The organism is Streptomyces sp. NC-S4 (genome assembly GCF_054353315.1).
Window position 1 is genome coordinate 5977751 of the sequence record NZ_CM135937.1, and the last position, 20274, is coordinate 5998024.

Here is a 20274-nt window from a genome sequence, read left to right on the forward strand (position 1 = left end):
CATGGGCAACCGGGCCACCTTCGTGATCGCGGGCGCCGAGGGGTACGAGCGCCGGGGCTCCTCCTCCGGCGCCGTCGGCCTCGACCTCGACCTGCTCGGCGGCCCGGACGCGGTCCTGCCGTTCGTCCTCGGCCACCGGCTCGAGGAAGGCCCCTGGTACGACGACGACATGTGCGAGGCGGGCGCCCTGATCGACCCCTCCCGCAGACTGCTCCTGGTCTTCGCCCAGGAAGGCCCGTCGGTGGCCATGAGCACCCGCGCGGCCTGGTGGCGGCTGCTCGGGCCCGCCTGGCCCGGCTGGGAGCTCCGCTGGGTGTACGACGGCCAGAGCGGCCTGCGCACCCACGTCGGCGTGGACCCGGGACCCGTAAGCGACACCGTGTACCCCGGCCCGGCCCTGGAGGCCGACGACGAGGAGCTGGCCGGCCCCGACCCGATGGCCGCCGTCGTCACGGTCGGATCCGGCCGCTGCCACGTCCTCGCCCACATCGACGACCATCCCGTGGCCGAGGGCCCGGCCCTCCTCGACCGGCTCTCGGCAGCCCCCGGCCACGCCCCGTACGCGGGGCGCGCCGAAGCCGGCGTGCACATCGACCCCGCGACCCGCACGGTCGGCTGGTGGCTGACCGGGATCGTGCCGCACGCCGGACGCACGGCCGACCGCTGGCCCGGCTGGACCGTGGAGTTCTGGGCCGACCGCTGGAGCGAGCACGCCCGGCGGGCACCCGGCCTGTTCGGCCCGCCCGCCGCCGACCCGGCGGCCGCGCTGGACGCCGTACGCGACGAGGCGCTGGAGCGCTGGGCCGGGCCGCGCGACGACCGGCGGGCACAGCTCGCAGCCGCGCACCCGCACATCGTCATCGGCACCGGCTTCCCGCCCGCCGTCACCGCGCGGAGGGCGGCCCTGGCCCGGGAGGTCGTCCAACGATCCCGGCGGTCCGCTGCAGCCGGCTGACCTCCGGGCGCGCGGACGGGCCCGAGCGGCGGCCGTCGGCACCTGACCTCGGCCTTCGGCCCACGCGCCCGCCCGGGGGTGCGAGCATGGGCGGTATGGCTACTCACTTGATCACCGGTGCCGGTTCCGGCATCGGCGCCGCCGTCGCGGCCCGGCTGCACGCCCGCGGCGACGACCTCGTCCTCCTGGCCCGGGACGCCGGCCGGGCCCGCGAGCTCGTCGCCCGTTACCCCGGCGCCACGTCCCTCGTCGGCGACCTCGCCGACCCCGACCGGCTGTCGTGGGCCTTCTCCAAGCAGGCCCTTCCGGAGCGGATCGACTCCCTGCTGCACATCGCCGGGATCGTCGACCTCGGACCGGTCGGTGAGCTCCGGCCCAAGACCTGGCACCAGCAGCTCAACGTGAACCTGATCGCCCCCGCCGAGGTCACCCGGCTGCTGCTGCCCACCCTGCGCGCCTCCAGGGCCACCGTCGTCTTCGTGAACTCCGGCGCCGGCCTGACCGCCCACGCCGACTGGAGCGCGTACGCCGCCTCCAAGCACGGGCTCAAGGCCCTCGCCGACTCGCTGCGCGGCGAGGAGCGGGCCAACGGCATCCGCGTCACCTCCGTCTACCCGGGCCGCACCGCCAGCCCCATGCAGGCCAAGGTGCACTCGCAGGAGGGCAAGGAGTACGACCCGGCCGCCTGGATCGACCCCGAGTCCGTGGCGACCACGATCGTCATGGCCGTCGACCTGCCCCGCGACGCCGAGGTCAACGACCTGAGCGTCCGGCCGGGCCGATGAGCGCCGGCGCCACCGGCGTCGGATCGCTGCCCGGCGGCGACGCCCGCGAGGCAGCGAAGACCGTCACCGGGTCCTTCGAGGAGTTCCCCTACCTCGCCGAGCTGCCCGCCCGCGGGCCCGGCGCGGACATGATCGGCCGGTCCCTCGGACTGCTCGTCGACATGTACGCGCACGTCGAACCCAGCGGCTGGCGGATCAGCGACCGCCCGGGACGGGACACCAGGCGCGCCCGGTCCTGGCTGGGGGAGGACCTCGACGCCCTCGAGGAGTTCACCCAGGGGTACGCGGGGAAGCTCAAGGTCCAGGCCGTCGGACCGTGGACGCTGGCCGCCGCCCTGGAACTGCACGGCGGCGAGGCGATGCTGCAGGACGCCGGCGCCTGCCGGGACCTGGCCGGATCGCTCGCCGAGGGCCTGCGCGAGCACCTGGCCGATGTGCGCAAGCGGGTCCCCGGCGCCGACGTCGTGCTGCAGCTCGACGAACCCTCCCTGACGGCCGTACTGCTCGGCCGGGTCCGCTCGGCGAGCGGCTACCGCACCTACCGCGCCGTCGACCGCCAGGTGGTCGAGGGCGCGCTGCGCGAGGTGTTCGCCGTCCACGACGGCGAGGTCGTCGTGCACTCCTGCGCACCCGAGGTCCCCTTCGGCCTGCTCCGCCGGGCCGGTGCCACCGGGGTGTCGTTCGATTTCTCCCTGCTCACCGAGCGCGAGGACGACGCCATCGGAGAAGCGGTCGAAGGCGGCACGAAACTCTTCGCCGGAGTGGTGCCCGGCACGGACGCCCCGTTGTCGGACCCGGGCGGTAGCGTCATGGGTGTCAGGAAGCTTTGGCGCAGGCTGGGGCTGGCCCCGGGGACTCTGGCGGAGTCCGTCGTGGTCACCCCGTCGTGCGGTCTGGCGGGCGCTTCGCCCGCCTACGCCCGCGCGGTGCAGGCGCATTGCGTCAGGGCGGCGAGGTCGCTCGCCGACAACCCTGAGTGACGGTCGAAGACGGGCCACGGGAGGACACGGCATGGCAGCCGAACAGCAGGACACGGCAGTACCGGCGGCGGTGCGCGATCAGCACGCGCTGCTGGCGGAGCAGGTCGAGGAGCACCGCTTCCGGTACTACGTGAACGACCAGCCGGTCGTCAGCGATGCCGAGTTCGACCAGCTGCTGCGCTCGCTGGAGGCGCTGGAGGAGCAGTACCCGGAGCTGCGCACGCCCGACTCGCCCACCCAGAAGGTGGCCGGGGCGTACGAGACGGACTTCGCCTCCGTCGAGCACCGGGAGCGCATGCTCTCCCTCGACAACGCCTTCGACGACGAGGAACTGGCAGCCTGGGCCGAGCGGGTGGCCCGGGACGTGAACACCTCGGACTACCACTACCTGTGCGAGCTGAAGGTGGACGGCCTCGCCGTCAACCTCACCTACGAGAACGGCCGGCTCACCCGGGCGGCCACCCGCGGCGACGGCCGCACCGGTGAGGACATCACGCCCAACGTCCGCACCATCGCCGAGATCCCGGACCGCCTCAAGGGCGACCGGATCCCGGCCCTCGTCGAGATCCGCGGCGAGGTCTACTTCCCGATGGAGAAGTTCGAGGAGCTCAACGCCCGGCTGGTGGAGGCCGAGGGCAAGCCCTTCGCCAACCCGCGCAACGCGGCGGCCGGTTCACTGCGGCAGAAGGACCCCAAGGTCACGGCGAGCCGCCCGCTGCACATGGTCGTGCACGGCATCGGCGCCCGTGAGGGCTTCGAGATCGAGCGCCAGTCGCAGGCGTACGAACTGCTGCACGAGTGGGGTCTGCCCACCGCGCAGCACAACAAGGTGGTCGCCACGCTCGCCGAGGTCCGCGACTTCATCAGGGACTTCGGCGTGAACCGGCACTCGGTGGAGCACGAGATCGACGGCGTGGTCGTCAAGCTCGACGAGATCGCCCTCCAGGGCCGGCTCGGCTCCACCGCGCGCGCCCCGCGCTGGGCGATCGCCTGGAAGTACGCGCCCGAGGAGGTCAACACCAAGCTGATCGACATCAAGGTCGGTGTCGGCCGCACCGGCCGGGTGACCCCGTACGCCCAGGTCGAGCCGGTCAAGGTGGCGGGCTCCGAGGTCGAGTTCGCGACCCTGCACAACCAGGAGGTCGTCAAGGCCAAGGGCGTCCTCATCGGGGACACCGTCGTCCTGCGCAAGGCGGGCGACGTCATCCCCGAGATCCTCGGCCCCGTGGTGGACCTGCGCGACGGCAGCGAGCGGGAGTTCGTGATGCCGGCCGTCTGTCCCGCGTGCGGGACGGAGCTGCGGCCGATGAAGGAGGGGGACATCGACGTCCGGTGCCCCAACGCCCAGACCTGTCCGGCGCAGTTGCGCGAGCGGCTCTTCTACCTCGGCGGCCGGCAGTCCCTGGACATCGAGAACTTCGGCATGGTGGCGGCGGCCGCGCTGACCGGCCCGCTGGAACCGGCCGAGCCGCCGCTGCTGGACGAGGGCGACCTGTTCGGCCTGACCATCGAGCAGCTGCTGCCCATCAAGGCGTACGTCCTCGACCCGGACAGCGGGCTGCCCAAGCGGGACCCGAAGACGGGCGAGGAGAAGATCGTCACGGTCTTCGCCAACCAGAAGGGCGAGCCGAAGAAGAACGCCCTCTCGATGCTGGAGCACATCGCCGCCGCCAAGCAGCGTCCGCTCGCCCGCATCATCAACGGCCTGTCGATCCGTCACGTCGGGCCGGTCGCGGCCGAGGCGCTCGCCCGCGAGTTCCGATCGATCGAGCGCATCGAGCAGGCCACCGAGGAGGAGCTGACCGCCACCGACGGCGTCGGCGCGATCATCGCCGCCTCGCTCAAGGAGTGGTTCGCCGTCGACTGGCACCAGGAGATCCTGCGCAAGTGGCGGGAGGCCGGCGTGCGGATGGAGGAGGAAGGTTCCGCCGAGGAGGTGGGACCGCGGCCGCTGGAGGGGCTGACCGTCGTGGTCACCGGCACCCTGCAGAGCCACACGCGGGACGGGGCGAAGGAAGCCCTGCAGAGCCGCGGCGCCAAGGTCACCGGATCCGTGTCGAAGAAGACCTCCTTCGTCGTGGTCGGGGACAACCCCGGCTCGAAGTACGACAAGGCCGTGCAGTTGAAGCTCGCCGTCCTCGACGACGCCGGGTTCGCGGTGCTGCTGGAGCAGGGGCCGGACGCGGCGCGGGAGGTCGCGCTCCCGGTGGACGGCGAGGGCGGAGCGCAGTAGAACCGGCAGGGGGAATCGCCGAGGGGAGTAGCCGAGGCGAACGGATGCGTGGCGTGCGGCCGTACGGGCGGGCGCACGCCAGGCGCGGCGAACGGTGGTAAACGGCCGGTACAAGGCTGGTCGCAGGGCGGTGAGCTGTCGGATCATCGGACGGGTGACGGGGGGCCCCGGTCCAAACTCACCCGTTCGGCGGATACCGTACTGATGAGGATGGCTGGGTCGCATTCGGGCAACCACTGCCGACCGCTGCCCCTGGGAGCCTCGCGCGTCCTACTGTTGAGGGGTGCGCCTGTCGTGCACGGCTGCAGGATGCGATTTCGGCCGTGGTGGCATGACATCGGGGCCATCGCGTGACATCGGCATCGCCGGCTGTGAGAGGTACGGGCATGAAACCCACCGAAAACGCCGACCCGACACCTGAATTCGGCGGGGAACTCCCGTCCATGCGGGCGGGCAGGGCGGGCAGGCCCGGGGTCCTGGGTCCCAGGACACCGGAGACCCGACCGGTCCCCACGAACACGGGCGGGCGGGAGCGGCGCGGTGTGCTGCCCTTCCTCGTCGTGGGCCTCGCCGTCACGGTGCTCACCACCGGCATCGTCACCGCGCTGAGCGGTCGTCATGCGCTGTTCCCCGGCGGACCGGTCGGCTGGGCGCTGGCCCTCCTCACCGGCATCATCGTCGGCCACCTCGTCGCCCTCGGCCGCGACCGCTGGTGGGGCGGCACCGGATCGGGTGCCGCGCTCACCCTCGGCGTGCTCCTCCTCTACGGATGGGTGCCCGCCGGACTGGTCTCGCTCGCGGTGGTCTCCCTGGTCGGAGCCGCGCGCCGGCACCGCTGGCGGCAGGGGCTGCTGCACGGCTCCGTGGACATCCTCGGCATCGGCGCCGGGGCCCTCGTACTCGCCGCCTTCGGCGAGGTGCCCTCCGTCGAGAAACCCTGGCTCCCGGCCACCTGGGGACTGGAGGCGGTCCCCGAGATCGTCTTCGTCGCCGTCGCCTACCTGCTCGCCACCCGGTTCCTCCTCTGGATCGCCCTGGCCCCGCGCGGCGACGGGCTGCCCACCGTGGCCCGCACGGCCCTGCTCCGGCAGGCCTTAGTAGCCGTGGCGCTGCTCGGCATCGCCCCCCTGATCTGCGTCGTCGCCGTCAGCCGGCCGGTCCTGCTGCCGCTGTTCGCCGTACCGCTGATCGCCCTGGACTCCACCCTGTGGATCGCCCGGGCCCGCGCCGAGGAACAGCTGCGGGACCCGCTGACCGGGCTGCCGAACCGGCAGTGGCTGCTCGAGCGGGCCTGGTCCGCGCTGGACGAGGCCGAGCGTTCCGGAACCCGGGCCGCCCTCGTGCTCATCGACCTGGACCGCTTCCGGGCGGTCAACGACACCCTGGGGCACCTGGCGGGCGACCGGCTGCTGCTCCAGATCGCCGAACGGCTGCGCCAGGCGCTGCCCGAGGACGCCGAGGCGGCCCGGCTCGGCGGCGACGAGTTCGCCGTCCTGCTCCCCTTCGCCGACTCCACCACCAGCGCCCAGCGCATCGCCCGCCACCTGGTCGCGGCGCTCAGCTCCCCCCTCGACCTGGACGGCCTCACGCTCGTCCTGGAGGCCAGCGCGGGCCTCGCCGTCTTCCCCGACCACGCGCTCGACGCGGAAGGACTGCTGCGGCGCGCGGACGTGGCGATGTACCAGGCGAAGCGCGACCGCACGGGCGTCGAGGTGTACGAGTCCAAGCGGGACAGCAACACCCCCGACCGCCTGGGCCTGCTCGGCGACCTCCGCAGGGCCCTCGACGCCGGGGAAGTGGAACTCCATTACCAGCCGAAGGTCCGCTTCGACGGCCAGGTCGCCGGGCTCGAAGCCCTGGTGCGATGGGTTCACCCGGAACGCGGCAGGGTGTCCCCGGACGAGTTCATCGCGATCGCCGAGACCTCCGGGCTGATGCCGCACCTGACGGAGTACGTACTGGAGACGGCCCTCGCCCAGGTGGCGCGGTGGCGGGCCCAGGGCCTCAAGGTCCCGGTGGCCGTCAACGTATCGCCCCGCGACGTCCACACCCCGGGCTTCGCGGGCGCGGTCGCCGCGCGACTGGCCCGCCACGGGGTCCCGGCGAGCGGGCTGCAGCTGGAGATAACGGAACACGTCCTGCTGGAGGACCCCCAGCGGGCGGCCGACACCATGGCCGGACTCACCGGTCACGGCGTGAAGATGTCCCTGGACGACTTCGGCACCGGCTATTCCTCGCTCGTCCACCTGCGCCGCCTGCCGGTCAGCGAGCTGAAGATCGACCGCTCGTTCGTGGGCAGGCTGGCGGTCGACGCGCAGGACGCGGAGATCGTCCGCTGCACGGTGGACCTCGCGCACTCGCTGGGCCTGCTGGTCGTGGCGGAGGGCGTGGAGGACGACGAGACCTGGGAGCGGCTGCGGGACCTGGGCTGCGACGCCGTCCAGGGCTGGCTGGTCGCCGCCGCCATGCCGCCGCAGGAGGCCACCGCCTGGCTGCTGGCCCGCGGCGAGCGCGGCTGGCGCCGCCCGGCGGACATCACGGCGGAGCTCGCCGCCGCGGAGGCCGACGCGGTCTGACCCTGCGCCGCCGGCCCGGCCGGGCGCGGCGCCGCTGCCGGGGCTCCGCCCCGAACCCCGCGCCTCAAACGCCGGCGAGGCTCGGTTTCGGCCGATCCCGCCCGTCGGGTGGCTGAAATCGCCGCGCAGCGGCAATTTCAGCCCCGCCGGCGATCGAGGCGCGGGTCCGGGCGGCGCCCGGGACGCTCCGAGCAGCGGCCCGGGCCAAACCGTTTCGCAGGCCGAGCGCCGCGCCCCATAGGATTGGGTCCGAAACGAAACATCCACCCACCCCCAGAGGATCGCTGCATGCCTGGCATTACGCGCGAGGAGGTCGTCCACCTCGCTCGGCTGGCGCGCCTTGAGCTGTCCAGCAACGAGCTGGATCACTTCGCCGGACAGCTCGGCGACATCATCGGCGCGGTCGCCCGCGTTTCCGAGGTCGCCGACCAAGACGTCCCGCCGACCTCCCACCCGCTGCCGCTGACCAACGTCATGCGCGCGGACGAGGTCCGTCCGTCGCTCACCCCCGAGCAGGCGCTCTCCGGTGCTCCCGCCCAGGAGCAGCAGCGTTTCAAGGTGCCGCAGATCCTGGGGGAGGACTAACAATCATGGTCGACATCATCAAGCTCACGGCCGCCGAGACCGCCGAGAAGATCGCCTCCGGCGAGCTCACGGCCGTCGAGGTGACCGAGGCCCACCTGGCCCGCATCGACGCCACCGACGAGAAGGTCAACGCCTTCCTGCACGTGGACCGCGAGGGCGCGCTCGCCCAGGCCCGCGCCGTCGACGCCAAGCGCGAGGCCGGCGAGAAGCTCGGCCCGCTGGCCGGCGTACCCCTCGCCCTCAAGGACATCTTCACCACCGTCGGGATCCCGACGACCGTCGGTTCGAAGATCCTCGAAGGCTGGATCCCGCCCTACGACGCCACCCTCACGCGCAAGCTGAAGGAAGCCGACGTCGTCATCCTCGGCAAGACCAACATGGACGAGTTCGCCATGGGGTCCTCCACCGAGAACAGCGCCTACGGCCCCACCGGCAACCCCTGGGACCTCACCCGGATCCCCGGCGGCTCCGGCGGCGGCTCCGCGGCGGCCCTCGCCGCCTTCCAGGCCCCGCTCGCGATCGGCACGGACACCGGCGGCTCCATCCGCCAGCCCGCCGCCGTCACGGGCACGGTCGGCGTGAAGCCCACGTACGGCGGCGTCTCCCGCTACGGCATGGTCGCCTTCTCCTCCTCCCTCGACCAGGGCGGGCCCTGCGCCCGTACGGTCCTGGACGCGGCGCTGCTGCACGAGGTGATCGCCGGGCACGACCCGCTCGACTCCACCTCCATCGACGCCCCGGTCCCGCCGGTCGTCGAGGCCGCCCGCAACGGCTCCGTAGCCGGCATGCGCGTCGGCGTGGTCAAGCAGTTCGCCGGTGAGGGCTACCAGGCCGGTGTCGTCCAGCGCTTCAACGAGTCGGTGGAGCTCCTCAAGGAGCTCGGCGCCGAGATCGTCGAGCTGGACTGCCCCTCCTTCGACCTCGCGATGGCCGCGTACTACCTGATCGCGCCGTCCGAGTGCTCCTCGAACCTGGCCCGCTTCGACGCCATGCGCTACGGCCTGCGCGTCGGCGACGACGGCACGAAGTCCGCCGAGGACGTCACCGCCCTGACCCGCGAAGCCGGCTTCGGCGACGAGGTCAAGCGCCGCATCATCCTCGGCACGTACGCGCTCAGCTCCGGCTACTACGACGCGTACTACGGCTCGGCCCAGAAGGTCCGCACGCTCATCACGAAGGACTTCGAGAAGTCCTTCGAGCAGGTCGACGTGATCGTCTCCCCGACGACCCCGACCACCGCCTTCCCCATCGGCGAGCGCACCGACGACCCCCTCGCCATGTACCTCGCGGACCTGTGCACCATCCCGACCAACCTGGCCGGCAACTCCGCCATGTCGCTCCCCTGCGGCCTGGCACCGGAGGACGGTCTCCCGGTCGGGCTCCAGATCATCGCCCCGGCGATGAAGGACGACCGGCTCTACAAGGTCGGTGCCGCCGTGGAGGCGGCCTTCGTCGCACGCTGGGGTCACCCGCTGCTTGAGGAGGCACCGTCCCTGTGAGCACCAGTGCACTGACCAAGGCCAAGGGCTTCAAGAAGTCCAAGACCGGCACCTACCTGTCGATCGGCACCACCGCCTTCGGCGCGATCAGCGTGATCAAGCAGGTCAAGAAGGCCCGCAGCGAGCACGACGTGCTGAAGCTGGTCGACGCCGCCGTGTCCGCCGCCGCCATCGTCACCGGCCTCGCGATCCTGTACCGCGAGCTGAAGCGCCTGGGCGACGACGACGTCCTGCTGGGCTGAGAGGGAAAGTTTCACCGTGACCACCTTCACCGAACTGCTCTCGTACGAGGACGCTCTCGCCTCGTACGACCCCGTCATGGGCCTCGAGGTCCATGTCGAGCTCGGCACCAAGACCAAGATGTTCTGCGGCTGCTCCACCGAGCTGGGCGCGGAGCCCAACTCGCAGACCTGCCCCACCTGCCTCGGTCTGCCCGGCTCCCTGCCGGTCGTCAACGCGATCGGCGTCGAGTCGGCCATCAAGATCGGTCTCGCGCTGAACTGCGAGATCGCCGAGTGGTGCCGCTTCGCCCGGAAGAACTACTTCTATCCGGACATGCCGAAGAACTTCCAGACCTCCCAGTACGACGAGCCCATCGCCTTCAACGGCTTCCTGGACGTCCAGCTGGAGGACGGCGAGATCTTCCGCGTGGAGATCGAGCGCGCCCACATGGAGGAGGACACCGGCAAGTCGCTGCACGTCGGCGGCGCCACCGGCCGTATCCACGGCGCGTCCCACTCCCTGCTGGACTACAACCGCGCCGGCATCCCGCTCATCGAGATCGTCACCAAGCCCATCGAGGGCGCGGGCGAGCGGGCCCCCGAGGTCGCCAAGGCGTACGTCGCCGAGCTGCGCGAGGTCATCAAGGCGCTCGGCGTCTCCGAGGCCCGCATGGACAAGGGCCAGATGCGCTGCGACGTGAACCTGTCGCTGCGCCCGACCCCCGAGTCCGAGTTCGGCACCCGCTCGGAGACCAAGAACGTCAACTCCCTGCGTTCCGTCGAGCGCGCGGCCCGCTTCGAGATCCAGCGCCACGCCGCGGTGCTCTCGTCGGGCGGTTCGATCGTGCAGGAGACCCGGCACTTCCACGAGGAGGACGGCTCCACCACGGCCGGCCGCATCAAGGACAACGCCGAGGACTACCGGTACTTCCCGGAGCCCGACCTGGTCCCCGTCGCCCCGGCCCGTGACTGGGTCGAGGAGCTGCGCGCCGGTCTGCCCGAGATGCCGCGGGTGCGCCGCAACCGGCTCCGCGAGGAGTGGGCCGTCAGCGAGCACGACATGCAGTCGATCCTCAACGCGGGTGCGGTGGACTCCATCGTCGCCACCATCGAGGCCGGCGCCGACTCGACCGCCGCGCGCAAGTGGTGGATGGGCGAGCTGGCCCGCAACGCCAACGAGCAGGGCGTCGTCGTCGACGAGCTGCCGATCACCCCGGTCCAGGTGGCCCGGGTCGCGGCCCTGGTCGCCGACGGTTCGCTCAACGACAAGCTGGCCCGCAAGGTCCTCGAAGGCGTCCTCGCCGGTGAGGGCACCCCGGACGAGGTCGTCGAGAAGCGCGGCCTGAAGGTCGTCTCGGACGAGGGCGCGCTCGGCGCGGCCGTGGACGAGGCCATCGCGGGCAACGCGGCCATCGCGGACAAGATCCGCGGCGGCAAGATCGCCGCTGTGGGCGCCCTGGTCGGAGCGGTCATGAAGACCACCCGCGGCCAGGCCGACGCGGCGCGCGTCAAGGAGCTCATCCTGGAGCGCCTGGGCGTCTCCGAGTAGTCCCCGTTTCGTACGACGGGCACGCGGTCGATGGAGTCGGGGGATGCGCCGGTGGAGATCGGTTCGATGGTCATCGCGGTAGTGGGCGTCGCGGGCACACTGGGCGGCGCGCTGCTCACCCAGCGGGGTGCGGAGCGCACGAAGCGCCGTGAGATCGAGCTCGTGCGCGCCCACGACGAGAAACGCGAGAACCGGACGCTGCGGCGCACGTGCTATGCGGACCTCAACCGGGACGCCCGGCAGTTCACCACCGCCCTCAACCGGCATCTGCACGCCCTGCGGGAACGCGGGGTCGAGGACGCCGACCGGGGCGCGCTCGACGCCGCGAAGGACGCCTTCCGCGACCGCTACTCAGAGGCGCAGATGATTGCCCCCGGCCCGGTCCTCGCGCCCGCGACGGTGGTCCACTACGCCCTGACCGCCGTCTACGGGCAGGTGAAGCGCCTGGAGCGGGGCACTCCGGAGGCGGGGGAGTCGATGGAGTCGGCGGTCGAGGCACAGCAGGCGATCTGGGACCCGCTCCGGGAGATGCGGGCAGCCATGCGGGCCGACCTCGGCGTGGGCTGAGGCACCGCGGCCCCGGTGCCGCCCGGGAAGCGGGGACCGGCGGTCGCCCTGCCGGGCGCCCGGTCGCGGAACTGCCCACCGGGCAGCTTCCGTTCGCCGGGCGCCCGGCCTGCGGGCGGGCCGCGCCGGGACGCGCGTTCCTGTCGGAGCCCGCCGTCGTCAGCGCTTGAGGACCGGGGCGGCGATGACGGCGTTGCCGCTGTTGCGGCAGCCCTCCTCCACCTTCAGCCGCAGGCGCAGGGCCCCCTTGATGTCCAGGGACTTGGTGACCGGCTTGCCCAGGTGGACCGCCTCGGAGAAGAGGGCGGGCTTGTCGTCCACGGAGATGGTCACGCGGGCCTGTTCCATGGTCGAGCCGTCGTCGACGCCGGCGGTGAACTCCAGCGTGGACCAGGCGCGGTTCACGTCGTACTCGATCGTCGCACCGTAATAGCAGCTGCCGAGGAGGGCGGCTCCGTACTCCTTCGTGTTCAGCTTCGCCGAGCCCACTTCGAAGTGCCGGACCGCTCCGACCGACGACAGTACGGTCAGGTCGGCCACGTTGCTGTCCTTCACCGAGCCCGGTGTGCCGGGGCTCGACGAGGCCTCCGCGGTGGCGGATTCCCCGGGGGAGGCCTCGGAGGGCGTGGGTTCGGCGGACCCGGTCGCCCGCGCCGACGGCGCGGAAGCCGACGCCGGCACCTGCGGCGCGCTCGCCCCGCCGGGCTTCTCGCCCCCCGCGGCGTTCTCCTTGTCCCTGTCGCCCAGGAGCTGTACGCCGACGACGGCCAGGGAGGCCAGCACCAGCACCGCGGCCACCGAGCCGAGGACGAGCCCGGTCCGCCGCTTCCTGGCGGGACGCGGCGGCTCGGGGGCGGGGGCCGGGCCCGGGGTGAGGTTGTACGTGGGCCCGTACCCGGCGGGCACCTGGGCCTGCACCGGCTCCGGCTGCGCGGGCGGCGCCGGTTGCACGGACTGCGCCGTCGGGGCGTACGCGGGCGGCGGCGCCACCGGCGGTGCGGTGACGGGCTGCGGCGGGACCGCCGGCTGCGGTGGGGCGGCCGGCCTGGGCGGAGCCTCCTGTGCGGCCCGCTGCGAGGTCGCGGTGGTCGTGGACACCACCGCGTGGCGGACGTCCTTCATCCAGCCGGCCAGGTTCACCGGCCGCTTCCCCGGGTCGGCCGAGCAGATCGCGGTGATCCGCGCCCGCTGCTCGGCGTCCAGCACGGAGATCTGCGGCAGCGCGGTCAGCGCCTGCGCCAGCTGCTCCGGTGTGGCGGGCGGGGACTCCCCGCTCAGCAGGAAGTACGCGATCGCCCCGAAGGCGTACCGGTCCGTGCCCGGGGTCCGCTTGCCGTCGAAGACCTCGGGCGCCGCGTAGCCCGGGGTGAACCAGACCTCGGCCGTCTGGTGGTCGGCGGTCAGCTTGCTGAGGCCGAAGTCCACCAGGGTGGCCTGCCCGTGCGCGTCGACCATCACATTGCCGGGGGAGAGGTCGCCGTGGACGACCTGACGTCCCGACGGGGTGGCCTTCCCCGAGTGCAGCCAGTCCAGGACGTCGGCCAGCTGCTCCAGCGTGCGCATCACCTCGCGCCGCTCGGCGGGGGTGGCCAGCGTCCGCTCGGCCCGCCAGTCCCGCAGGTCGAGCCCGTCGACGTGGTTCATGACCAGGACCAGCGCCCGCCCGCTCAGGGTCGAGGACTCACCGGGCCGGTGGATCGGCGGCCCCTCGAAGTGCTCGCGCACGCCCACGACACCGGGCCGGTGGACGAACCGCAGCAGTTCGGCCTGTTCGTTCCACTTCTGGCTGATCCGGTCGAAGACGTCCGGCGTGATGGTCGTCTTGGAGTCGAGCACTTTGACGACCACGGGTTCGGATCCGCCGGCGAGCTCGATCTCGGCGAGATAGAGCACGGCCTCCCCGCCGCGCCCGATCGAGCGGAGCAGACGATACCGGTCGGCCGCCGCGTCCGGGCCGATGTGCAGGTTCTGACTGGTCAATGTCCCCCACCTCAAGGCACTTTGAGAGGCCATCAGCTTCCAGTGGGGAGGCGCGCGAGGTCAATCGGAATCGGGAATCCCCGCCCGGGTTCACCCTTGCGCCGCTCGGCGGACCTTCGGCGGCCTTCGTCGACCGGTGGCGCACGCCGGCAGGGCCCGGACATGCCACCGGGCGCCCGGCTCCCGGCAGCCGCCCGAGGGGCGGCCGCCGTTCGCCGGACGCCCGGTCGACGGGGCGGCTCCGGTCAGCCCGCCGCCGGCGCGGCCCCCGGAGCGGTGAGGAAGGCCAGCTGCGCCGGCTTGGCGGGGAGGTAGACCTCGGGCAGGTCGATCTCCGGGAGCACGACGTGCGGTCCGAGCACGAAGCCGGTGCGCTCCATGAGGGAGATGGCCTTGGCGTTGCGGGCGTCGGGCTCCACGACCACGCGCCGCGCGGCGGGGTCGGAGAACACGAACGCGATGAAGACGGTCATCAGGGAGCCGGTGAAGCCGTGCTCGGCCGCGCCCGTGGTCGGGCCGATCAGCAGGTGCACGCCGACGTCCCCGGGCTGGACCTCGTAGCACTCGCTGACCCGGTCCTCGGCGCAGTCGTACGTCTGGAACAGGGCGACCTGCTCGCCGTCGCGGCTCACCATGAAGGCGTGGTGCGTCGTGCGGCGGTCGACGTCCTCGTAGATCTCCTGGACCAGTTCGCGACTGGCCTCGCCCATGCCCCAGAAGCGGGCCCGCTCCTGCGTGACCCAGCTGTGGATCAGCGCGGAGTCGGCCGCCGGGTCGACGGGGGTGATGGCGACGGTGCCGAAGCCCTCGACGACCCGGGTGAACACGGGCTGTCCGACGGAGACGGCGGAGGGGGCGGAGGTCACATCGATTCCTTGGTGAGCTGGGCCCAGTCGGTGACGACGGGGACGAGTTCGCACTGTGCCCACAGGGGCAGCTGGTCGCGGTGGTGGGGTGCGCCGGTGACGCCGTCCGCGCCCAGCGGGACCGCCCAGAGGCTGTCCTCGCGGCGGGCGAGGTCCCAGACGTAACGGGCCGCCGATGCACGGGCGGTGAGGTCGGTGAAGCCGGGGACGGTGGAGGTGGCGTTCACGCAGTCGTGGTCGCCGCCGAGGCCGGGCCACTCGGCCGGCTCCAGGTCGGGCACGGCCTGCCAGGGGGTGAGGCGGTGGACCTCCGACCAGGGGGTGTCGGGGGCGTCGGCCGCGGCCGTCTCCTCCAGGGCTGCCCGGACGTGCGCCGCGCGGTCGAGGCCGGGGACGAGGGACGTGGTGAGCAGACCCTCGAGGGCGTAGCCGATCCGCGGGACCAGGTACAGCCACGGGTGGAAGACCGCCGGGCCCGTGGGCGCCCCCCACAGGCCCTCGAAGACGGGGTCGGCGGCGAAGCGGCGTACGGTCGCGCTGCGGAAGGCCGAGAAGACGGTGGCGTCGGTGCTGTCGGCCGCCATGTGCCGGTCCCAGGCCAGCAGCCGGGTCCGCAGGGCCTGCGCGGCCGGCGTCAAGTCCTCGAATCCGGGCAGCAGCGCGAGCAGGGGCGCGGCCGAGGCCAGGTGCGTGTCCCGGTGTACGTCGGCCATCGCCTTCGGGGACCAGTCCGCGGAGCCGCTGAGCAGCTCGCGGATGCGGTCGGCGCGGTGCGGGGGCGCGAACTCCACGCCGAGCGGGGAGGCGATCCCGCGCGCGTTCGCCATCACGGCGAAGCCCTGTACCGGCTCCGCGGGGGTCGGGGCCCAGCCCTGCCAGGCGTGCTGCGGGTCCCAGGCGGGCACGGGCCGCAGCCGGTTGGTGCGGTGGCGCAGCGGCACGGCGCCCGCGACGCGGTGCAGCAGTCCGCCCTCGGAGTCGGCGGCGTGGACGACGTTCACCGGCTCGGCCCAGCCGTCGAAGGCGCGGTCGATGTCGGCGACGGTGCGGGAGCGCAGCAGCGCGGGGAGGGCGGCGAAGCCGAGGTCCAGGCGGACCCGCGGCGGGTAGCGCAGGGAGAGGGTCTGGGCGCTGCCGTCCGCGTGCGCCTCGGTGTCGGGGTCGGCCCCCAGGTCGCCGTCCGCGTGGATGATCACCGGGCCGCGGGGGGTCTCCAGGATCTCCACCTCGACGTCGTCGCCGCCGGCCACGGTGATGGTCTCGGTGTGGCGGGAGACGGGTTCCCAGGCGCCGTCCGCGCCGAGGGCACAGACGGTGCCGTCCTCACCGCGGCGCAACTGCTCGACGTACAGGTCCTGGTAGTCGGACATCGCGTTGGTGATGGCCCAGGCGGCGGTGCCGGTGTGCCCGAAGTGGCCGAGGCCGGGGACGCCGGGGACGGCCAGGCCCAGCACGTCGTATTCGGGGCAGGAGAGACGTATCTGCTGGTAGACGCCAGGGTCTTCGATGAAGCGGTGCGGGTCGCCCGCGATGATCGCCGAGCCGGTGGTGGTGCGGTCGCCCGGCACCAGCCAGCCGTTGCTGCCGGCCGTGCCGGGGCCGTCGGTGGCGAAGAGGGTGACGGCCTCGTCGCCGAGGGCGCGGGCCACGCGCTCGCGCCACAGTTTGGTGGCGAAACCCGCGAACAGGATGTGCGTGGCGATCCAGATGGCCAGCGGCACCCACGGTTCCCAGGGGGTGGGGGTCAGACCCGTGCGCGCGAAGCGTTCGTCGCGGGCGGCGCCGGCGGCGAGTCCGTCGTTGACGCCGTCCACGTACGCGCGCACCCAGGCGGCGGTGGCGGGGTCGTCGGCCTCCATGGCCTCGTAGCAGCGGCGGGCCGTGTCGGCCAGCCGGGACTGCCGGGCGAAGCGGTCCCAGGTGACGGCGTCCGCGCCGAGGAAGGATGCGCTGGAGCCTTCGGAACGGTGCCGTTCGACCTCCAGCTGCCAGGCGCGGTCGAAGGCGGTGACGCGGCCTTGGGCGTGGACGAGCCCGAGTTCGTCGGACGCCCGCAGGTGGGGGATGCCCCACCGGTCACGGTGAACACCGTAGGATTCCGGGGTCTCCACGGGGGGCTCGCCCGGGTCGGCTCCGTACGACCGGGCGTCGCCGTTCCCGCTGCTGGCACTGCTCACGCTGCTCACACTCTTCCCCGTCGCACGTTTAGGTTAGGCTGACCTAACTATAGGGGTGTCAGGGGAGGGGTTGGACATGGCTGTCGGCAAGGGCTGGGAGGGCGTGGTCCTCAAGCTCATGCGGGGCAAGGACTTCACGTTCACGGTCACGGGAGCGGAAGACCTGACGGAGAACTACCGTCGCGTGAGCTTCACGGACGGCGGGCTGCTCGCGGCGGCCGGTGAATCGCTGCACCCGACGATGTGGGTACGCGTCTGGTTCCAGGGCGCGGGCAAGCCGCACCAGCGGGCGTACACGCTGGTGGACCCGGATCCCCAAGCGGGCACCTTCAGCTTCGAGTTCGCCCTGCACGACGGGGTGGCCAGTGCCTGGGCGCGCGGTGCCAAGCCGGGCGACACGGTCGAGGCCACCGTCCAGGGCACCGGATTCACGGCGCCGGCGCCGGCCCCGCAGCGACTGCTCGTCATCGGGGACTCCGCGTCCCTCCCGGCGATCAACTCGCTGCTGGACACGTACCCCGAGACCCCGGCGACCATCTGGTTCGAGACGCAGCACGACTCGGACGAGCGGCTGCCGATGCGGGTGGAGCCGGGCCGGCACGACATACGCCGGGTGCGGCGCAGCGGTACGGACCTGGCCGACCGGGTGCGCGCCGAGCTGCCCGCACTGGCCACGGACCCGGAGGCGGCGTACGTCTGGCTGGCCTGCGACACGGTGACGACGCGCGCCCTGACGGCGTACCTGCGCAAGGAACTCGCGCTGCCCAAGCACCGGGTGAACGCGCTGGGCTACTGGCGGCCGGGAGCCTGAGGCCGAGGGCCGAGGCGGCCCGGTGCCCGAGGCGGCCCGGTGCCCGAGCCGGCCCGGTGCCCGAGGCGGCCTGCGGCCGCCCGGCCCGTCCGGCACCCGGTGGGGCGGACGGGCCGTGCAGTGGCCGGGCCGCGGAGGTGGTGGCGCCGCGGAGGTGGTCGGGCCGGGCTATTCGGCGGACGCCTTGCAGGCGCTCACCGCGGTCCCGTTGGTCACACCACTCTTGGTCAGCCCGCTCACGCACTGCGCCTGCTCACCGGCGTACCCGGCGGAACACGCCGACCGGACGGACTGCGGGGCCTCGCCGCCCTGCAGCTCCCGCTCGACCTGGTTGATGCAGGCCGAGACGTCCGCGTGAGCGGCGGGGGCCGCGAGGGCCGCCCCACCGAGCACGAGGGTCAGGCCGCTGAGGACACCTGCGATACGGGTCGACATGCGCATGGGACGCACCTGCTCTCCGGGATCGCCGCACGGCCCGGTACCGGCAGGTGCCGGATCCGCGCGGGAACGGCGCCGAGCCCACGCGGCCGGGTTCCGGCCCCAGGGGCCAGGGTCCCCGGCCCGGACCGGCTCGGCAGGGAATCCCCTCCTCCGTCCGACGCTAGAGCAGCCCCCTGCCACACGCACCCGCAGGAGCCTTTCCCCCGGTCAGGTGCCGGTGGTGCCGTCGATCCCCTCGCGGAGGAAGTCGGCGTGGCCGTTGTGGCGGGCGTACTCGTGGATGAGGTGCAGCATCACCAGACGCAGCGAGGCCTCCTCCTCCCAGCTCGGCACGTACGCCGTCACGTCCAGGGACCCGGCCGCGGCCTCGATCCGGCGGGCGTGCGCGATCTCCTCCTGCCAGGCGGTGAACGCCTCGGCCCGGCTGGAGCCGGAGGCGTCGTAGGCGGCCTGGAAGTCGTGGGTGTCCGACCACAGGTGCGGCAGGTCCTCGCCGTCGAGGACGCGGCGGAACCAGTGCCTCTCGACCTCGGCCATGTGCCGGACCAGCCCCAGCAGGGACAACGTGGACGGGGGCATCGAGGCGCGCCGCAACTGCTCGTCGGTGAGGTCCTCGCACTTCCAGGCGAGGGTGGCCCGGTGGTAGTCGAGGAAGGTCCTGAGGGTCTCGCGTTCGTCCCCGGTCAGGGGCGGGCTGATGCGTTCCATGGCAGCGATCTTGCCCGCTGCGCCCGGGCGGGCATAGGGCTGCGCCCGGGCGGGCGCGGAGCCGGTCCCGCCCCGTCCTACGAGGCGCCGTCGGTCCACATGTACGGCACCGTCACGCCCAGGACCCCGAAGCCCAGCCGCTCCAGGATCGGGCGGCTGTCGTCCGACGCGTCCACCTGCAGGTAGGCGATGCCCAGCTCCGCCGCAAGGCGGGCGCGGTGGGCGACCAGCAGGCGGTAGATGCCCCGGCCACGCCACTCGGGGATCGTGCCGCCGCCCCACAGGCCCGCGAAGGCCAGGCCCGGCCGCATCTCCATCCGGGCGGCGCTCACCGGCGTCCCGCCCGCCATGGCGAGCACCGCGGCGATCGTCTCCGGCTCCTCGCGGAGCTTGTCGAGCAGCTGCTCCCGGATCCGCGGCCGCTCCGTCCCGAAGGCCCCGGCGTGGACCTGCATCATCAGGTCGACGCCCTCCTCGTCCGTCACCACCCGCAGGGTGATCCCCTCCGGCGGCTCCACCGGCAGCTTCGCGAGCTCGGAGGTCAGGCCCACCATCAGGGTCTCGGGCGGCTCCGGCACGAAGCCCGCCGCCCGCAGCCGGTCCCCGAGGTCGGCCGGCCGGTCGTAGTCGTACAGCTTCCACTCGAACTCCGGACAGCCGCGCCCCGCGAAGAACGCCACCTGCGCCGTGATCTCCGCGTCCGCCGTCGCCTCGTCCAGGTCCGACCAGAGCACGCCGTTCCAGCCGAGCGCGGGCGCGACGTGCCGTACGACGGCACCCGCCCGCTCCACGTTCGCCCGCGGGGCGTCCGCCAGCGCACCCTCGCGCACCTCGGCGTCGAAGCGGGCGCGCACCTTCATCAGTTCATCAAGATCGATCGTCATCGTCCCAGCTCACCAGTGCCGGGCAGGCGCCACAACTGCATTAGCCTCACCCCGTGAACCACGACTCCACCATCTACACCGGCAAGGCCACCCCCGACGCCGCCGCCGACCGCGGCTGGCTCCTCGGCCACTTCAAGGACCCCTCCGACCCCCGTCACAGCGAGGACGTGGAGATCAAATGGGGCGTCCACCCGAAGGGCGACGAACGGGAGCGGTGGGCGACCGCAGAGAAGCGCACCGCACTGCTGGTGCTGATCAGCGGACGCTTCCGGCTGGAGTTCCCCGGGCGCACCGTCGTCCTCGCCGAGCAGGGGGACTACGTGCTCTGGGGGCGCGGCGTCGACCATTCCTGGTACGCGGAGGAGGACGCCGTCGTCCTCACCGTCCGGTGGCCCTCGATCCCGGGCTACCGGGTGGACGAGCCCGAAACCCGGCCGGAGGCCGGTGCCTAGAGGTC

At 72.9% G+C, this 20274-nt stretch carries 18 protein-coding genes; 12 read left to right on the forward strand and 6 right to left on the reverse strand.

Going from position 1 to position 20274, the window contains the following annotated elements; translation table 11 throughout:
- The first annotated feature begins 1 nt into the window (after window position 1).
- The 10 genes from ACXNSR_RS27100 (at window position 2) to ACXNSR_RS27145 (ending at window position 11950) form a co-directional block, all read left to right on the forward strand.
- Window positions 2–955: a hypothetical protein gene (locus tag ACXNSR_RS27100; protein ID WP_458638018.1), complete on the forward strand. Its 954-nt coding sequence runs from the start codon at window positions 2–4 to the stop codon at window positions 953–955.
- 95 nt (window positions 956–1050) lie between these two features.
- On the forward strand, window positions 1051–1740 hold the full coding sequence (locus ACXNSR_RS27105) for an SDR family oxidoreductase (RefSeq protein ID WP_458638019.1): 690 nt from the start codon (window positions 1051–1053) through the stop codon (window positions 1738–1740).
- Window positions 1737–2720 (forward strand): methionine synthase, encoded by a 984-nt coding sequence (locus ACXNSR_RS27110; RefSeq protein ID WP_458638020.1) that lies wholly within the window; start codon window positions 1737–1739, stop codon window positions 2718–2720. Before ACXNSR_RS27105 ends, ACXNSR_RS27110 begins: the two co-directional genes overlap by 4 nt.
- Window positions 2721–2751: 31 nt before the next feature.
- Complete coding sequence (gene ligA / locus ACXNSR_RS27115) at window positions 2752–4953, forward strand: NAD-dependent DNA ligase LigA (RefSeq protein WP_458638021.1); 2202 nt, start codon at window positions 2752–2754, stop codon at window positions 4951–4953.
- Between the two features lie 386 nt (window positions 4954–5339).
- A complete protein-coding gene (locus tag ACXNSR_RS27120) occupies window positions 5340–7529 on the forward strand; it encodes a putative bifunctional diguanylate cyclase/phosphodiesterase (RefSeq protein ID WP_458638022.1) in 2190 nt (729 codons plus the stop codon).
- A gap of 288 nt (window positions 7530–7817) precedes the next feature.
- A complete protein-coding gene (gene gatC / locus ACXNSR_RS27125; protein ID WP_030010586.1) occupies window positions 7818–8114 on the forward strand; it encodes an Asp-tRNA(Asn)/Glu-tRNA(Gln) amidotransferase subunit GatC in 297 nt (98 codons plus the stop codon).
- Between the two features lie 5 nt (window positions 8115–8119).
- Entirely contained in the window at window positions 8120–9613 is a 1494-nt protein-coding gene (gene gatA, locus ACXNSR_RS27130; protein ID WP_388268343.1) for an Asp-tRNA(Asn)/Glu-tRNA(Gln) amidotransferase subunit GatA, read from the forward strand.
- Complete coding sequence (locus ACXNSR_RS27135) at window positions 9610–9855, forward strand: hypothetical protein (RefSeq protein WP_030010588.1); 246 nt, start codon at window positions 9610–9612, stop codon at window positions 9853–9855. The genes gatA and ACXNSR_RS27135 overlap by 4 nt, the downstream gene beginning before the upstream one ends.
- Before the next feature lie 16 nt (window positions 9856–9871).
- Window positions 9872–11383, forward strand: coding sequence for an Asp-tRNA(Asn)/Glu-tRNA(Gln) amidotransferase subunit GatB (gene gatB, locus ACXNSR_RS27140; protein WP_458638023.1), 1512 nt, complete (start codon window positions 9872–9874; stop codon window positions 11381–11383).
- 51 nt (window positions 11384–11434) lie between these two features.
- Window positions 11435–11950, forward strand: a complete 516-nt coding sequence (locus tag ACXNSR_RS27145) for a hypothetical protein (protein ID WP_458638024.1) — start codon at window positions 11435–11437, stop codon at window positions 11948–11950.
- A 159-nt stretch (window positions 11951–12109) separates the two neighbouring features.
- Here ACXNSR_RS27145 and ACXNSR_RS27150 read toward each other — a convergent pair whose 3' ends face one another.
- The 3 genes from ACXNSR_RS27150 to ACXNSR_RS27160 all read right to left on the reverse strand — a co-directional run bounded on the left by ACXNSR_RS27150 (window position 12110) and on the right by ACXNSR_RS27160 (window position 16907).
- On the reverse strand, window positions 12110–13930 hold the full coding sequence (locus ACXNSR_RS27150) for a protein kinase domain-containing protein (RefSeq protein WP_458638025.1): 1821 nt from the start codon (window positions 13928–13930) through the stop codon (window positions 12110–12112).
- A 245-nt stretch (window positions 13931–14175) separates the two neighbouring features.
- The gene (locus ACXNSR_RS27155; protein WP_458638026.1) at window positions 14176–14796 is read right to left on the reverse strand and encodes a GNAT family N-acetyltransferase; all 621 of its coding nucleotides are present in this window, start codon (window positions 14794–14796) and stop codon (window positions 14176–14178) included.
- On the reverse strand, window positions 14793–16907 hold the full coding sequence (locus ACXNSR_RS27160) for a penicillin acylase family protein (protein ID WP_458643404.1): 2115 nt from the start codon (window positions 16905–16907) through the stop codon (window positions 14793–14795). The genes ACXNSR_RS27155 and ACXNSR_RS27160 overlap by 4 nt, the downstream gene beginning before the upstream one ends.
- Before the next feature lie 142 nt (window positions 16908–17049).
- Here ACXNSR_RS27160 and ACXNSR_RS27165 point away from each other — a divergent pair, with 142 nt between their 5' ends.
- Window positions 17050–17784 (forward strand): siderophore-interacting protein, encoded by a 735-nt coding sequence (locus tag ACXNSR_RS27165; RefSeq protein WP_458638027.1) that lies wholly within the window; start codon window positions 17050–17052, stop codon window positions 17782–17784.
- 168 nt (window positions 17785–17952) lie between these two features.
- Here the strand turns inward: ACXNSR_RS27165 and ACXNSR_RS27170 are convergent, their stop codons facing one another.
- The 3 genes from ACXNSR_RS27170 to ACXNSR_RS27180 all read right to left on the reverse strand — a co-directional run bounded on the left by ACXNSR_RS27170 (window position 17953) and on the right by ACXNSR_RS27180 (window position 19817).
- Window positions 17953–18225, reverse strand: a complete 273-nt coding sequence (locus ACXNSR_RS27170) for a hypothetical protein (protein WP_458638028.1) — start codon at window positions 18223–18225, stop codon at window positions 17953–17955.
- A gap of 207 nt (window positions 18226–18432) precedes the next feature.
- Window positions 18433–18933 carry a DinB family protein gene (locus ACXNSR_RS27175; protein WP_458638029.1) on the reverse strand — a complete coding sequence of 167 codons (501 nt, stop codon included), beginning with the start codon at window positions 18931–18933 and terminating at the stop codon, window positions 18433–18435.
- Window positions 18934–19010: 77 nt separating this feature from the next.
- Window positions 19011–19817 (reverse strand): GNAT family N-acetyltransferase, encoded by an 807-nt coding sequence (locus tag ACXNSR_RS27180; protein ID WP_458638030.1) that lies wholly within the window; start codon window positions 19815–19817, stop codon window positions 19011–19013.
- Between the two features lie 53 nt (window positions 19818–19870).
- Here ACXNSR_RS27180 and ACXNSR_RS27185 point away from each other — a divergent pair, with 53 nt between their 5' ends.
- Entirely contained in the window at window positions 19871–20269 is a 399-nt protein-coding gene (locus ACXNSR_RS27185) for a cupin domain-containing protein (RefSeq protein WP_458638031.1), read from the forward strand.
- Window positions 20270–20274 lie beyond the last annotated feature (5 nt).

What these genes read in the sequence shown, in the direction of transcription:
- ACXNSR_RS27100 (WP_458638018.1), top strand. Translation starts at nt 2, where the DNA reads ATGGGCAACCGGGCCACCTTCGTGATCGCGGGCGCCGAGGGGTACGAG.
- ACXNSR_RS27105 (WP_458638019.1), top strand. Translation starts at nt 1,051, where the DNA reads ATGGCTACTCACTTGATCACCGGTGCCGGTTCCGGCATCGGCGCCGCC.
- ACXNSR_RS27110 (WP_458638020.1), top strand. Translation starts at nt 1,737, where the DNA reads ATGAGCGCCGGCGCCACCGGCGTCGGATCGCTGCCCGGCGGCGACGCC.
- ligA (WP_458638021.1), top strand. Translation starts at nt 2,752, where the DNA reads ATGGCAGCCGAACAGCAGGACACGGCAGTACCGGCGGCGGTGCGCGAT.
- ACXNSR_RS27120 (WP_458638022.1), top strand. Translation starts at nt 5,340, where the DNA reads ATGAAACCCACCGAAAACGCCGACCCGACACCTGAATTCGGCGGGGAA.
- gatC (WP_030010586.1), top strand. Translation starts at nt 7,818, where the DNA reads ATGCCTGGCATTACGCGCGAGGAGGTCGTCCACCTCGCTCGGCTGGCG.
- gatA (WP_388268343.1), top strand. Translation starts at nt 8,120, where the DNA reads ATGGTCGACATCATCAAGCTCACGGCCGCCGAGACCGCCGAGAAGATC.
- ACXNSR_RS27165 (WP_458638027.1), top strand. Translation starts at nt 17,050, where the DNA reads ATGGCTGTCGGCAAGGGCTGGGAGGGCGTGGTCCTCAAGCTCATGCGG.
- ACXNSR_RS27170 (WP_458638028.1), bottom strand. Translation starts at nt 18,225, where the DNA reads ATGCGCATGTCGACCCGTATCGCAGGTGTCCTCAGCGGCCTGACCCTC.
- ACXNSR_RS27175 (WP_458638029.1), bottom strand. Translation starts at nt 18,933, where the DNA reads ATGGAACGCATCAGCCCGCCCCTGACCGGGGACGAACGCGAGACCCTC.
- ACXNSR_RS27180 (WP_458638030.1), bottom strand. Translation starts at nt 19,817, where the DNA reads ATGACGATCGATCTTGATGAACTGATGAAGGTGCGCGCCCGCTTCGAC.